Source organism: Oceanibaculum sp. (assembly GCF_022449305.1).
GTDB lineage: Bacteria > Pseudomonadota > Alphaproteobacteria > Oceanibaculales > Oceanibaculaceae > Oceanibaculum > Oceanibaculum indicum.
Genome location: NZ_JAKUSO010000076.1, coordinates 1 through 14,065 on the forward strand (window position 1 = coordinate 1; position 14,065 = coordinate 14,065).

Annotated in this window: 11 protein-coding genes and 1 pseudogene; 9 read left to right on the forward strand and 3 right to left on the reverse strand. The window is 65.9% G+C overall.

Translation table 11 applies throughout. From position 1 onward, the window contains the following. Window positions 1-125: pseudogene (locus MK313_RS16250) on the reverse strand (IS3 family transposase); the annotation flags it as partial. Between the two features lie 36 nt (window positions 126-161). Here MK313_RS16250 and MK313_RS16255 point away from each other — a divergent pair. From MK313_RS16255 to MK313_RS16265, 3 genes are all read left to right on the forward strand, one after another. Then, window positions 162-371, forward strand: a complete 210-nt coding sequence (locus tag MK313_RS16255) for a hypothetical protein (RefSeq protein ID WP_287782930.1) — start codon at window positions 162-164, stop codon at window positions 369-371. 125 nt (window positions 372-496) lie between these two features. Then, on the forward strand, window positions 497-2,977 hold the full coding sequence (locus tag MK313_RS16260; RefSeq protein ID WP_287782932.1) for a TonB-dependent siderophore receptor: 2,481 nt from the start codon (window positions 497-499) through the stop codon (window positions 2,975-2,977). A gap of 252 nt (window positions 2,978-3,229) precedes the next feature. Continuing rightward, window positions 3,230-3,736 (forward strand): GNAT family N-acetyltransferase, encoded by a 507-nt coding sequence (locus MK313_RS16265; protein ID WP_287782933.1) that lies wholly within the window; start codon window positions 3,230-3,232, stop codon window positions 3,734-3,736. Window positions 3,737-3,756: 20 nt separating this feature from the next. On the opposite strand, the gene MK313_RS16270 is transcribed toward MK313_RS16265, so the two are convergent. Both MK313_RS16270 and MK313_RS16275 read right to left on the reverse strand, forming a co-directional pair. Next, window positions 3,757-4,647 (reverse strand): NAD(P)/FAD-dependent oxidoreductase, encoded by an 891-nt coding sequence (locus MK313_RS16270; protein ID WP_287782935.1) that lies wholly within the window; start codon window positions 4,645-4,647, stop codon window positions 3,757-3,759. Further along, window positions 4,632-5,093 carry an Rrf2 family transcriptional regulator gene (locus MK313_RS16275; protein ID WP_287782945.1) on the reverse strand — a complete coding sequence of 154 codons (462 nt, stop codon included), beginning with the start codon at window positions 5,091-5,093 and terminating at the stop codon, window positions 4,632-4,634. Before MK313_RS16275 ends, MK313_RS16270 begins: the two co-directional genes overlap by 16 nt. Window positions 5,094-5,245: 152 nt before the next feature. On the opposite strand from MK313_RS16275, the gene MK313_RS16280 reads away from it, so the two are divergent. The 6 genes from MK313_RS16280 (at window position 5,246) to MK313_RS16305 (ending at window position 13,892) form a co-directional block, all read left to right on the forward strand. Continuing rightward, entirely contained in the window at window positions 5,246-7,207 is a 1,962-nt protein-coding gene (locus MK313_RS16280) for a TonB-dependent receptor domain-containing protein (protein WP_287782937.1), read from the forward strand. Window positions 7,208-7,209: 2 nt separating this feature from the next. Next, window positions 7,210-11,094, forward strand: a complete 3,885-nt coding sequence (gene cobN / locus MK313_RS16285) for a cobaltochelatase subunit CobN (RefSeq protein ID WP_287782938.1) — start codon at window positions 7,210-7,212, stop codon at window positions 11,092-11,094. A gap of 15 nt (window positions 11,095-11,109) precedes the next feature. Further along, window positions 11,110-11,586: a MotA/TolQ/ExbB proton channel family protein gene (locus tag MK313_RS16290; RefSeq protein WP_287782939.1), complete on the forward strand. Its 477-nt coding sequence runs from the start codon at window positions 11,110-11,112 to the stop codon at window positions 11,584-11,586. Continuing rightward, window positions 11,586-11,891: a DUF2149 domain-containing protein gene (locus MK313_RS16295; RefSeq protein WP_008942999.1), complete on the forward strand. Its 306-nt coding sequence runs from the start codon at window positions 11,586-11,588 to the stop codon at window positions 11,889-11,891. The genes MK313_RS16290 and MK313_RS16295 overlap by 1 nt, the downstream gene beginning before the upstream one ends. Before the next feature lie 94 nt (window positions 11,892-11,985). Beyond that, window positions 11,986-13,227 carry a zinc metallochaperone GTPase ZigA gene (gene zigA, locus MK313_RS16300; RefSeq protein WP_287782941.1) on the forward strand — a complete coding sequence of 414 codons (1,242 nt, stop codon included), beginning with the start codon at window positions 11,986-11,988 and terminating at the stop codon, window positions 13,225-13,227. Further along, window positions 13,224-13,892 (forward strand): DUF1826 domain-containing protein, encoded by a 669-nt coding sequence (locus MK313_RS16305; protein WP_287782943.1) that lies wholly within the window; start codon window positions 13,224-13,226, stop codon window positions 13,890-13,892. The genes zigA and MK313_RS16305 overlap by 4 nt, the downstream gene beginning before the upstream one ends. The last annotated feature ends 173 nt before the right edge of the window (window positions 13,893-14,065 follow it).

Here is a 14,065-nt window from a genome sequence, read left to right on the forward strand (position 1 = left end):
AACGTCAGTTCGGAAACGCCGATCTGGCGAACGGCATCCGCCATCGCCATGCCTTGGCCGCGCAAAACCTCAACCTGCCGAAGCTTCGTGACGATCTCGTCGGGCTTGTGTCGCTTGTTTGCCATTGTGGTCCTCCTTCATGGTCAAAACCATACTTCAAGGTGGACCCGTTCAATGGGGGTGGATCAGACCGGCTACGCCGATACCATCGCGGGCTGATCCTGCTGAACGACAGCGACCTCGCTGCCCGCAAGGTCACCGGCGTCTATGACCTCACCGATCCAGCATCGGCGCTGGCCGCGATCCTGCGCCCGCATGGCGGCACAGTGACGCAAATCACCCCCTACCTGCTGATCCTCAGCCGCGGCTGAGCGCCCTGCCAAAATTTATTTTTGAAAATCCGGGCGCGGGTTTCGTCTGTTACGAACTGCAAATGCGAGTTGTTTGCAGAATGGGGATATTTGTTTCATTCGCGTATCGGGAAGGGGAACCCTGTATGACCGCGCCATCCGAAGCCGGCAACGGCCTGCCGGCCACCACACGCAGCCGGGCCGTGCCCGCCGCCCTGTTTCTGGCGACGTCTATGCTGGCCTTGACCGCCGCCTTCCCTCAGGCACAAGCACAGGCAGCCGGGCGCGTGCAGGTCGCGCAAGCGGAACGGATCGCCTTCGATATTCCGGCACAGCCGCTCTCCAGGGCACTTACCAGCTTCGGCAGGCAGGCAGGGCTTCAGGTTACGATGGATAGCGCAATCGCCCAGGGGCTGACCTCACAGCCGCTAAAAGGCAGCATGGCCCCGTCTGAGGCGCTGGACCGGCTGCTGGCGGGCAGCGGCCTGACCTGGCTGCAGCTGGATGCGAAAACCATTGAGCTGCGCCAGCCGCAGCGCAGCGGCGATGGCGCGCTGCAGCTTTCCCCCGTACGGGTCGAGGGTGCCCGTAGTGCCGATCCGGGCAAGAGCGAGGGCACGGGTTCCTACACCATCGGGTCCAGCAGCTCTGCTACCAAACTCGATCTGTCGATCCGCGAGACGCCGCAATCGGTCACCGTGATGACACGCCAGCGCCTGGACGATCAGGGGCTGAACGAAATGAAGGATGCGCTGAACCAGGCTGTCGGCCTCACGCTGGTGGAGTCCGGCGCGCTGGGTACCGACGGCAACCAGGTCTATTCGCGCGGCTTCGTGCTGAGCAATTTCCAGGTGAACGGCATTCCGCGCTCCACGGTCTATGGCTTCAACGACGAAATCGCCGATCTGGCGACCTATGACCGAGTGGAGATCGTGCGCGGCTCGACCGGCCTGCTGAACGGCGTCGGCGATCCCTCGGCCTCGGTCAACCTGGTGCGCAAGCGCCCGACCGCCCATTTCCAGGGCTATGTCGAGGGGCAGGTCGGCTCCTGGGACCACTATCGGGGGGAGACGGACATTTCTGGCCCTCTGGTCGAGAATGGAAAGCTGCGCGGCCGCTTTGTCACTGCCTATCAGGACAGCGATTCCTTCATCGACTGGCTGGAGATGGACAAGCGGGTCGCCTATGGCACGCTGGAAGCTGATCTGTCTGAGGACACGCTGCTGACCGTCGGGCTGGAATATCAGAAGCACAATTCCGATCAGGCCTCGCGCGGCGGCTTCCCCCTGCTCTATGCCGACGGCACGCCCACGGATTTCTCGCGCTCGATCAATTCGGCGGCGAACTGGGCCTATTTCATGCACGACAATCTGACCGCCTTCGGCAGCCTGGAGCACCGGTTCGGCGACGGCTGGAAGGTGAAGCTGGATATCGAAAATTCCTGGCGGGAATATGACGGGATGCTGGGCTATGGCGTGCGCGGCAGCCTGAACCGGGACGGCACCGGCATGGGCATCTGGCCGGGGCGCTGGAATTCCGATCTGGAGCAGACCTCGATCGGCGTCGATCTGTCCGGGCCCTACGAGTTGCTCGGCCGCCGTCACGAACTGATGGTCGGCGCCAGCGGCTATCACGCGCACCGGAAAGGGCAGGACTATCCGCTCTGGTATCTCGATGACTACGACCCCAGCATCCCGAACTACTTCACCTGGAATGGCGAGATCGCGCAGCCGGCACTCGAGCCGACCGGCTGGTCCGAGGAAAAGGAGCGCCAGTACGGCGTCTATGCCGCGACCCGTCTGCGCCCGACCGATGCCCTCTCGGTCATCCTGGGCAGCCGCCTCGCCAAATGGGAACAGGAAAGCCGCAGCTTCCCCGACAGCGGCGCTTCCAGCGCCACCAAGCGGGCGGAAAACGGCGTGCTGGTGCCCTATGCCGGCATCGTGTACGACCTGACCGATATCTGGTCGGTCTATGCCAGCTACACCAGCATCTTCAAGCCGCAGTCGCAGAAGAACAGCGCCGGCCTGACGCTGGACCCGCTGGAAGGCAACGCCTATGAGGCCGGCGTGAAGGCGGAATTCTATGGCGGGCTGCTGAACGCCAGCTTTGCCGTCTTCAAGATCGAGCAGGACAATCTGGCGGTCATCGACCCCGGCCAGTTCGCGCCCGACGGGTCGCAGGCCTACAGGGCGGCGCAGGGCACCACCAGCAAGGGCTTCGAGGTGGAGATGAACGGCGAGCTGATGCCGGGCTGGCAGATCGGTGGCGGCTACAGCCGGGCCGTGCCGGAGGACGCTAACGGCACGCGGCTGACCACCAACATCCCGAAGGACAGCTTCAAGCTGTTCTCCACCTACCGCCTGCCGGGCGAGTGGCGCGACCTCACGGTCGGCGGCAATCTGCGCTGGCAGGGCGACGCCTATTCGCAGATCAGCGGCGCCGAATTCCGTCAGGATGATTTCACCATCGTCGATCTGATGCTGCGTTACCAGCTGACCGACAATGTCAGCGCGGCATTGAACCTGAACAACATCTTCGACGAGGCGTACCTGACGGACCTTGCCTACTACGGCTATTGGGGCGAACCGCGCAACGCGATGCTGAGCGTCCGCGCCACCTGGTAAAAGCCGCTAACGGCAGAAAAAACAAGGCCCGCCACTGATAACGGCGGGCCTTAACGTTCGCGGATTCTGGGCGCTGAAACTCTATAAGCGGTCGTTTGATCAGGTGCAGAAGGTCGGTTCGATGCCAGGGCCAATGACCCGACCGATACATTTCTGTCCGCGGCGATACCGAAATGCCGTCCTGCGTCCCGGAAGCCGTGCCGTTACAGTACCGGCCAGACAGATACGGAGCACAATCATGGAGGTGCTGGCATGGATGCGCTGATTGTCCGGCCGGGGGTGATATCCGACCTGCCAGCCCTGGTCGGCATCTTCAACCATTATGTCGCCAACGGGCATGTCACCTTCGCGACGGTGCCTCATACCGTCGAGTCGCGCCGGCCCTGGTTCGAGAGCTACGGCGCCGGAAGGCACCAGCTGCTGGTGGGCGAAGTCGACGGCATCGTGATTGGCAGCACCTACAGCAGCCCGTACCGGCCCGGACCCGCCTTCGACACCACGGTCGAGACCAGCATCTACCTGCATCCGGAATGGCACGGGCGCGGCTTCGGCTTTCGCCTCTATGCCGCGCTGCTGCAGCGCCTGGCGGAGCAACCGGTGCATCTTGCCGTGGCCGGTGTGGCGCTGCCCAATCCGGGCTCGCTGGCCCTGCACCGCCGCCTGGGTTTCGAAGAGGTTGGCACCTTCCGGGAATATGCGCAGAAGAACGGCAGCTGGATCAGCTCGACCTGGTTCCAGCGCCGGGTCGGCACGGCCTAGCTGCCATCTTGCGGTTGCCCTTAGTCGTCGGGCCAGACAAGCGAGCGGTGAAGCTGCGCCCCGGCCCAGGCGCCATCGCCCACGGCAAGCGACACCGAATGCGGCACGCGCGCGGCATCACCGCAGGCATAGACACCGGGGATGCTGGTTTCCTTGGCCGAACTGGTCTGGACCTGTATCCCCATCGGCGTTTCCATCATCTCGCAGCCCATTTCCGCGGCGAGCGGCGAGGCCGGCACACAGCGCGAGGCGGTGAACAGTCCAGCGAACGCCAGTTCCCGGCCATCGCGCATAACGACGTCCGCGTCGCCGGATATCCGCTCGATCGGCATCTCCTCAATGGTGACCTGCCGCCGCGCAAGGTCCTGCCGGTCCAGCGGCTCCAATGTCAGCGCCTCATTCGTGAAGAAGGTCACCTCGCCCCATTCCGGCAGAAGCTTTGCCTGATGAACAGACATCGGCCCCGTGGCGATCACGCCGATCCGCCCCCGGTCCAGCTCATAACCATGGCAATAGGGGCAGTGAAACACTGTCCGCCCCCAACGCTCCGCCAGCCCGGCAACCGGGGGAAGCTGGTCTGACACACCAGTGGCCAGCAGAATCCGCCGGCCGGCATGGCCTGCACCATCCGCCAGGGTCACGCTGAAACCATCCTTCGCGCCGGTGGCGGCACTCGCGGTCCCCTCCACCCACTCCAGGGTCGGATAGGCCTGCAGCTGTGCGCGGGCAGTCCGCGCGATCTCGCCCGGATCGGCCCCATCCTGCCCCAGGAAGCCGTGCGAACGTGCGGCGAAGCGGTTGCGCCGTTGGCCGGCATCGATCACCAGCACGCGCCTGCGCGCCCGCAAAAGCTGCAGGGCTGCCGCCATGCCGGCATAGCTGCCGCCGATCACGATCACATCATGCTGCATGTCTGTTCCTTTCCATCGCGCCTCGCCGCATGGAGGCGCCTGAAGTCCCGGGCGAGATCGGCCAGTGTGACCTCCGCAAAGCGCTCCAGCAGCAGCGCCTCGGCCTCGGCAAAGGCGCTGTCGAGCGCGATATTCACCGCCTGCTCGACCAGGCAATCGGGGTTCTCATGGCGATTGCCGATGGCGAACAGCATCGGTTCGCCCAGCGCCTCATGCAACTGGCGGAGCGTTATGGCCGAGATATCCACCGATATCCGCCATCCTCCCGCATGTCCGCGGTCCGAGCTCACCAGCCCGGCCGTACGCAACAGCCCCATGGTGCGGCGCACGACCACCGGATTGGTTCCAAGGCAAAGGCTGAGCGCTTCCGACGTCATCGGGCCTGGCCGTTCCGTCATGTGGAGCAGCGCATGCAGGACAAGAGAAAGGCGGCTGTCTCTATTCATGTAACTTTTATTGTTACATATCACACCAGACGTCAACACCCTTCCGATTGGCGCATTGACAAAATCAAAAAATGTTATGTTATAACGTATAGTATCACGCGACCGGGACGGGGAATCCCGGCTTGCGCCTATCTGTCGGAAGGGGTTTTCAGATGAGTATCGCGAAGACGAACCGAGGCGCCGGGCTGCTGCCAGCCCGCGCCGCGGTGGGGCTGTTGTCGCTGTGCGGAATGGCGGGTCTGGCACAGGCGGAGGAAATCCGACTGTCGCCGGTGGTGGTGACGGCGACAACCGCGGAGCAGGAGCAGCGCGACGCGCCGGCGACCATTTCCGTGGTCTCGGGGGACGATCTGCGCGAGCGGCCGGTGCAGGATATGGCGGAGGCGCTGCGCGGCGTCCCCGGCATCACCATCAGCGGCATCGGCCTTGGCCGGCGCGGCATCAGTATTCGCGGCATGCCGGTCGAGCACACGCTGATGCTGGTGGACGGACGGCGGATCAACAGCGCCGCCAGTGCCATCGCCCATGCCGACTACGATCTGAACTGGGTTCCCGTGGAAGCCATCGAGCGCATCGAGGTCGTGCGCGGGCCGATGTCCTCGCTCTATGGTTCGGATGCGCTGGGCGGCGTCGTAAACATCATCACCCGGCGGGCGACCGACCGTTGGAAGGGCAGCGTGTCGGTGAAGGGCGGCGTGCAGCAGGGCGATGGCGGCAATACCTACCAGGCGGGCACCTATGTCGGCGGTCCGCTGGTGCAGGACGTGCTCGGCCTCAGCGTCTATGCCGAGACACGCGGCCGTGGCGAGACGCCCGACGCCGCCGATCCCCGCCTGTCCGAGATCGAGCGGCGCGATGCCCGCACCGGCAGCGCCACCCTCACCTGGACGCCGGACAGTCAGCAGCGGATCGATCTGCCCCGGTGCTATGGCTCGGCAGAGCCTGCGCGCAATCCCTTGCAGACCGGCCCTGCCCCCTATGTCTATACCTCCACGGATGAGGTGGAACGCCGGCAGTTCGCCCTGTCGCATCGTGGCGACTGGGATTGGGGAAAGTCGGAGCTGCGCGCCTACCGGACCGAGCTGGAGCGCGAGAATTTGCGGACGCGGGGCGAGGTCAGCGGCCCGCACAAGCTGACCGATGACATCGTCGATGGCCATGTCAGCGTGCCGGCACTGGGCTGGAACACATTCACCTTCGGCGGCGAATTGCGGCGCGAACAGCTCGAAGATCCGACCGTTAACAGCCTCGGCACTGACGAAGCCGACCATCATGCGGTATTCCTGCAGGACGAGATCACGCTGTCCGACGATCTGTCCCTGCTGCTGGGCAACCGCGCCGACCGGCATGAGGAGTTCGGCTGGCATAATAGCCCACGTGCCTATCTGGTCTATCACCTGTCGGACGGACTGACCCTGAAGGGCGGTGTGGGCCGGGGCTTCAAGGCACCGACCCTGAAGCAGCTCTCGCCAGGCTACAGCGCCAGCGCGGCGGGCGGGCGCTTCACCATCGTCGGCAATCCGGATCTGAAGCCCGAAATCAACACCATGTATGAGGTCGGGGCGGAGTACGAGACACGCGGCTGGTCGCTGCGCGGAAGCCTGTTCCAGAACGATCTGGAGGATCTGATCGAGACCAGCTGCATCGCGTCGTGCGGCGTGCCGCGCGCCGAGCGCCGGACCTACAGCAATGTCGAGCGGGCACGCATCCGGGGGCTGGAGCTTGGCGGCGGTGTCGATCTGACATCCTGGCTGCGCTTCGATGCCAACTACACCTACCTCGACACGGAAAATCGCGGCACCGGTGCCGAACTGGCGGAACGGCCGCGCCATGCCGCCAATGCCAGCCTCACCTGGTTCGCCGATAACGGGATGCGTGCCCGGCTGGTCGGCGACTATACCGGCACCCAGCTGGTCAATGTGACGAGCGGAACCGAAAGGCTGCCGGACTATACGATCTGGTCGGTGGATATCGCCCAGCCGCTGACCGAGCAGGCGACCCTGCTGATCGGCCTGCAGAATCTGACCGATGAGCGGCTGGCCGAAAAGACCGCCAGCTTCCCCTATGCCGAGGCAGGGCGGCTACTCTGGGTTGGCCTGAACTACAGCTTCTGACCATGATGCGCATCGCCCTCCTGCTGCTGGCGGCATTGTTTACCGCAAGCATTCCCGCACAGGCCGGCGAGCGGGCCAGCCTCGTCATCCTGACCAACAGCTTCGTGCTGCCCGGCAAGCTGGACCGGCTCGCGGCGTGGGGCAGGGAGGCGGGCGTGCCGGTGCGCGCGGTCAATGTGGACCGTATGCCGGGCACGCCGGCCGAGTGGCTGGCCGGGGCCGGTCTGGCGATCCTCGACACGCCACGGCCGAACGATCTGGCGCAGGTTCAGCAGAAGCTCGGCGATGCGCTGGCCGTTGCCGGCGTGCCGTGGGTCCGGATCGGCGGCGGACGGCCAGCCTTCGAGGGTCTGCCGCCGGACCGCGCGCGGTTGCTGATCGGCTATTACGGCAATGGCGGCGAGGCCAATCTGCGCAACATGCTGGCAACCCTTTCCGCCTGGCATAGTGGCACCGATGCCGCGCAGGTACCGCCGCCCGTCGCCCTGCCGAAGACCGGCTTTCATCATCCGGCAGCGCCGCAACCCTTTGGCGGCGTTTCAGATTATCTCGCCTGGGGTGCAGGCCGCTGGCAGATGGACGCCCCGCGCGTTGCCTTCGCCATTCATCCCGGCACCCTGTCGAACATGCAGACGACGGTGGTCGATGCGCTGATCGCCGGCGCCGAGGCGCGCGGCCTCGTGCCGCTGGCCTTCTGGTTCGACGCCGCCGATCCGGAAGGCATTCAGGCCGTCCTCGGGGATGCCGGTCCGGTGGCGCTGGTCAATCTGCAGCATATGCAGAACGGCCCGGCCCGCAGCGCCGAATTCCTTTCTCTCGACATTCCGGTGCTGCAGGCCCTGGGCTATCGCCAGGGCGACCAGCAGGGCTGGCGCGCGGCGGAAAGCGGCGTACCGATGCATATGGTCGCCCCCTTCCTCAGCGTGCCGGAAGGCTGGGGCATGAGCGACCCGCTGGTGATCGAAGCGGTGGAGGCTGGCCAAAGCGTGCCCATCCCTGAGCAGATGAATGCGCTGCTCGACAAGCTGGCGGCGCTGGCCACGCTGCGCCACACGCCGCCGGCCGACAAGCGCCTGGCCTTACTGTTCTGGAACTATCCGGCGGGCGAGAAGAACCTGTCCGCCTCGCACCTGAATGTGCCGGCCAGCCTGGAGGCACTGACCGGCGCGCTGGCCGAGGCCGGCTATAGCGTGCCGGCCACCGGGGAGGCGGCGCTGATCGGGGCCGGGCAGGCGATGCTGGGCGGGCTGTACCGGCCGGAGACGCTGGATGCGTTGCTGGAAGCCGGACTGGCCGAGGCCTTCCCGCTCCGCCGCTACTGGGACTGGCTGGAAACGCTGCCGGCGGCCGCCTGGACTCCGCTGCTCGACCGCTGGGGGCTGCCGAACAGCCATTGGGCGGTGCGCCAGGTCGGCGGTGAACCGCATTTCGTGATCCCGCGCCTGAAGCTGGGAAATCTGCTGGTCCTGCCGCAGCCGCCGCGCGGCGGAAAGCCCGGCCATGCCTATCATGACGGGCGCGAGCCGCCAGATCATTTCTACCTCGCCGCCTATCTGTTCCTGCGTGAGGGCCATGGTGCCCACGCGCTGATCCATTTCGGCACGCATGGCACGCAGGAATGGCTGCCGGGCAAGGATCGCGGACTGTGGACCGGCGACTACCCTTTCCTCGCACTTGGCGCGATGCCGGTCTTCTACCCCTATATCCAGGACAATATCGGCGAGGCGATCCAGGCCAAGCGGCGCGGCCGGGCGGTCACGGTCAGCCATCAGACGCCGCCCTTCGCGCCGGCCGGCCTGTATGACGAGCTGCGCGACCTGCACGCCCTGATCCATGAATATGGGCAGCTGGCGGAAGGTGCCGTGCGCGACCGCACCGAGGCGCAGATCCGCGAGGCCGCCATCGCCGCCGAGCTGCATAAAGACATTGGCTGGGAGGAAGCCGCCATCATTGCCGATTTCCCCGGCTTCTTCCGCGCCCTGCACGATCAGCTGCACGCGCTGGCCGCGGCCGCAATGCCGCTGGGCCTGCACCGCTTCGGCCTGCCGGCGGCACCGGAACACCGCCTCAGCACCGTGATGCAGCAGCTGGGCGAGCCCTATTACAAACTGGTCTCCGACGAGCCGGAGGAGCTGTTCGTCGAGGATTTCCAGGCGCTGGCGGAGAATCCCGCCTACCGCCTGCTGCACCGGCATCTGCGCGACGGCGCGCCGCTGGAGGAGATCGCTGACCCGACGCTGCGCGAGATGGTGGCGCTGGCGATGGAGCGCGACCGCCGGCTCGCCGAAACCGGCGAGATCGAGGCGCTGCTGGCGGGCCTCGCCGGCCGGTTCGTGGCGCCCGGTTCGGGCGGCGATCCGATCCGCAATCCCGACGTACCGAGCGGTCGGAACCTCTACGCTTTCGAGCCCGACAAGATCCCGACCCGCGCCGCCTATGCGGCGGGCGGCGAGGCGCTGAACATGCTGATCGACAGTTTCCGCGCGGAGAATCAGGGCCGCGCGCCGGAGAAGCTGGCCTTCTCTTTGTGGTCGTCGGAGGCGCTGCGTCATCTCGGCGTGCTGGAAAGCCAGGTGCTGCACGCGCTGGGGCTGCAGCCGGTCTGGGACGAGGGCGGCCGGGTGCGCGCGCTGGAGATCGTGCCGGCGGTGGAGCTGGGCCGGCCGCGCATCGATGTGGTGCTGCAGGTCACCAGCGTCTATCGCGACCAGTTCGACGGCTTCATGCGGCTGCTGGCCGATGCCATCGATCGGCTGGCACAGCTGGAAGAACCAGGCAATGCGGTCGCCGCGAACACAAGGCTGCTGGCCGACAGGCTGATGGCGCAGGGTGTGCCCGGGGACCGGGCCCAGCAGCTTGCCAGCCTGCGGCTGTTCGGCAATCAGCCCGGGGACTATGGCAGCGGCCTGACCGAGCGGGTGCTCGCCTCCACCGAGTGGGAGGAGGATGCACCGCTGGCCGAAGCCTTCCTCGAGCGGCTGAACTACGCCTTCGGGGCGCAGGAATGGGGGCTGCGACCGGAGGATGAAAATCTGTTCGCCAGCCAGCTGAAGGGCACCGACGCGGCCGTGCTGGCGCGCTCCTCCCGGCTGTATGGCATGCTGGCGACCGACCATCCGTTCGAATATCTGGGCGGTCTCGCGCTGGCGGTCCGGCATCTCGATGGTGCCTCGCCCGCGCTCTATGTCTCCGATCTGCGTGAAGCCCAGCCGAAGATGACGGCCGCCGCCCGCTTCATCGCCGATGAGCTGCGCGGCCGCTATCTCAACCCGCACTGGATGAAGGCGATGCAGGCGGAAGGCTATGCCGGCACGCTGGAGATGCTGAATCTCGTGAATAATGTCTGGGGCTGGCAGGCCACCGCGCCGGAGACCGTGCGCGCCGACCAGTGGCAGGCGATCCACGACAGTTACGTCATGGACAGCCGCAATCTGGGCCTCGCGGACTGGTTCGAGCAGCACAACCCCTCGGCCCAGCGCCAGCTCGTCGAGCGGCTGGCCGAGGCGATCCGCAAGGGCTACTGGGACGCCGCGGACGAGACCCGCCAGCAACTCACCGAACGCTGGCAGCAGCTTGCCGCGCTGGAGACCGCCGATGCGACCGCCAGCGCCACACCCTTGGCCACCCGCGCCTTCCTGGAGGCGATGGCAGTGGGCTATGGCCTCGATCTGGCCGGCGGCAGCGCGCAACCGGAGCCCGCGAATGCCGAAGCCGCCATCGAACCGGTGAGCGGCCGGGTGCTGGAAGCTGTCAGCGCCACGCCATCGCCAACCGGCTGGGACTGGGCGCCCTGGCTGGGCGGGCTTGGCCTGTTTTCCTGTTTCCTTGGCGGGGCGCTGTGGCAACGCCATCGCCCCTTTTCCGTCGCCCCCTCTTCCCTCGCATAGGTGGTTCTTAAGTCGATGACGATGTTCGAAACCGGGCTGTACGAGATTGCCCGCCTGTTCCTGCTGCCGGTCCTGGTGCTGATTCTGGTGGCGCTGATCTACAGCTTCTGGTCGCTGGGGCGCTTCGCCATGGAGGCATGGCAGCGCCGGCGGCCGGGCTATGTCTCGCCGCTGGCCGTGCATCACCGCAAGACGGGCTGCGCCAGCCCCGATCTGGAGCTGTGGATCGTGCAGCATCTGGAATGGCTGCGCATCGTCGCGCGCAGCGCGCCGATGCTGGGGCTGGTGGCGACCATGATCCCGATGGGCCCGGCCCTGCTGGCGCTCAGCCGCAATGAGGCGCAGGGCGTTGGCGAGAATATGGTCGTCGCCTTCTCCGCCGTGGTGCTGGCCCTGGTCAGCGCCAGCATCGCTTTCTTCGTGCTGACCTTCCGCCGCCGCTGGCTGCTGCAGGAATTGCGGCGCATCGAGATCGCGCGGGAGGCAGCCTGATGCGCTTCCTGGAAAGCGACGAGCTGGACGACCCCATCCTCTCCGTCGTCAATCTGGTCGATCTGTTCCTCGTCGTCATCGCGGTGCTGATGATCGTCATTCTGCGCAACCCGCTGAACCCGTTCAGCACCGACAAGGTGGTGGTGGTCGAGCGGCCGGGCGAGGCCGACATGCGCATCACCGTGAAGGAAGGCGAGGAGCTGACGCGCTATGAGGCGTCGGGCGAGATCGGCGAGGGCCAGGGCGTGCGCGCCGGCGTGACCTACCGGCTGCCCGATGGCCGGATGATCTATGTCCCGGAATGACTAGGCGGCGAAGCAGGCTATTGCCGCCCGACAGTATTGTTATGTTATAACATGTATTATCAAATGCCCGGTTCCAGCCATATGCGAGACACCGATGACCGCCCGACAGTCTGATCCCCAAGCGACCGATCCCCGCCTGCCCGTCACCGTTCTTTCCGGTTTCCTGGGGGCCGGGAAGACGACCTTGATGAACCACGTCCTGAACAACCGCGAGGGCCGGCGCGTCGCGGTGATCGTGAACGACATGAGCGAGGTGAATATCGACGCCGACCTGATCCGCGAGGGCGGTGCCGATCTCAGCCGCACCGAGGAAACCCTGGTCGAGATGACCAATGGCTGCATCTGCTGCACCCTGCGCGACGACCTGCTGAACGAGGTGCGGCGCCTGGCCGAGGATGGCCGCTTCGACTATCTGCTGATCGAATCGACCGGCATTTCCGAACCGCTGCCGGTGGCCGCCACCTTCGACTTCCGCAGCGAGGAGGGCGACAGCCTGTCCGATGTCGCGCGGCTGGACACGATGGTCACCGTCGTTGATGCGGCCAATCTGCTGCGCGACTATGCCTCGGCCGATTTCCTGAGGGATCGCGGCGAATCGCTGGGCGAGGAGGATGAGCGCAGCCTCGTCAATCTGCTGGTCGAGCAGATTGAATTCGCCGACGTGGTGATCCTGAACAAGATTGATGTGGCAACGCCGGAGGCGCTGGATGCCGCCCGCAAGATCATCCGCGCCCTGAACCCGGATGCGGAGCTGATCGAGACCAGCCAGTCGCGCGTGGCGCTGGACAAGGTGCTGGATACCGGCCGCTTCGATTTCGACAAGGCGCAGGAGCACCCGCTCTGGTTCAAGGAACTCTATGGCTTCGCCGACCACACGCCCGAGAGCGAGCAGTATGGCGTGCGCAGCTTCACCTATCGCGCCCGCCAGCCCTTCCATCCCCGGAAGTTCTTCGACTTCGTGAATGCCGACTGGCCCGGCGTGATCCGCGCCAAGGGGCATTTCTGGCTGGCCACCCGGCCGGACTGGGTCGGCGAGCTCAGCCAGGCCGGCGCGCTGGTGAAGCATGAGGCGATGGGTTTCTGGTGGACCAGCGTGCCGAAGGAACGCTGGCCCGACGATCCGGAATGGCGCCGGCATATCGCCCGCGCCTGGGATGCGGTCTATGGCGACCGGCGGCAGGAGATCGTCTTCATCGGCGCCCATATGGACGAGGCCGAGATCCGCCGCCGGCTGGATGCCTGCCTGCTGGGAGACGCCGACGCCCTCACGCTCGATTTCGACGTATGGAAAGAGCTGGAAGACCCGTTCCCGGTCTGGCGGCGGGCGGTATCATGATCCTGAACCGCGCCGGACTGCCGCCGGCCGACGGCCAGCCGGTCGTCGAGTGCCGCAACCCTGCCGGGCTGTCGGCCATCACCCGGCCGGGCACGGCGCTTACCCTCTGGCGGCGCAGGCTGCCCGCTGGCCTGGCCGACTGGCTGGCGGCGCAGGATAGGGAACATCTGCCGCACAGCCGTCTGCTCGTCCGGCCAGCCGATACCCGCCGTGCGGTGGCTTCTGCCATGGAACAATCCGGACTGCCGGCCGGGCCGATGCGCGACTGGCTGGTCAGCGATATCGAGGCTCTGACACGCGCCTTCGCCGCTATTACCGCCAACGAGACGGTCGATATCAGGCTGGAGGCCGTGAGCCACGATTCCTGCTGGAAGTTCCATCGCGACTATGTGCCGGTGCGGCTGCTGACGACATATCGCGGCCCGGCGACGGAATGGATTGCCCCCGCCCATGCCGAGGCTGCCCTGCAGGCGCAGAAGGATTATAACGGCCCCATCGAGCGGTTAGAGGCCGGCGATGTCGCGATCTTCAAGGGCAAGATGGCGGCCGACGCGGACGGCATCGTCCACCGCTCCCCGCCCATCGCCGGAACCGGCCAGACGCGCCTCCTGCTGTGCTTGAACAGCCCGTCCGACGTTTCGCCGGAGCCGTGGAGCTCATCATAAGGTGGGGAAAGGCTGTATCTCGCATGTCGCGGTAAGCATGTGTGCTTACCTCCTGCTTACCCGCTTGCCACGATGCTCAGTGCCCCAAACACGAGAACGCCGCCAAGTCACTGACTTAGCGGCGTTTTTGTTGGTTGCGGGGGCAGGATTTACCGCTTGTTCGCTTTGCTCCT

Coding starts and splice junctions, on each gene's coding strand:
- zigA (WP_287782941.1), top strand. CDS start 11,986: ATGACCGCCCGACAGTCTGATCCCCAAGCGACCGATCCCCGCCTGCCC.
- MK313_RS16305 (WP_287782943.1), top strand. CDS start 13,224: ATGATCCTGAACCGCGCCGGACTGCCGCCGGCCGACGGCCAGCCGGTC.
- MK313_RS16270 (WP_287782935.1), bottom strand. CDS start 4,647: ATGCAGCATGATGTGATCGTGATCGGCGGCAGCTATGCCGGCATGGCG.
- MK313_RS16295 (WP_008942999.1), top strand. CDS start 11,586: ATGCGCTTCCTGGAAAGCGACGAGCTGGACGACCCCATCCTCTCCGTC.
- MK313_RS16275 (WP_287782945.1), bottom strand. CDS start 5,093: ATGAATAGAGACAGCCGCCTTTCTCTTGTCCTGCATGCGCTGCTCCAC.
- MK313_RS16290 (WP_287782939.1), top strand. CDS start 11,110: ATGACGATGTTCGAAACCGGGCTGTACGAGATTGCCCGCCTGTTCCTG.
- cobN (WP_287782938.1), top strand. CDS start 7,210: ATGATGCGCATCGCCCTCCTGCTGCTGGCGGCATTGTTTACCGCAAGC.
- MK313_RS16260 (WP_287782932.1), top strand. CDS start 497: ATGACCGCGCCATCCGAAGCCGGCAACGGCCTGCCGGCCACCACACGC.
- MK313_RS16265 (WP_287782933.1), top strand. CDS start 3,230: ATGGATGCGCTGATTGTCCGGCCGGGGGTGATATCCGACCTGCCAGCC.
- MK313_RS16280 (WP_287782937.1), top strand. CDS start 5,246: ATGAGTATCGCGAAGACGAACCGAGGCGCCGGGCTGCTGCCAGCCCGC.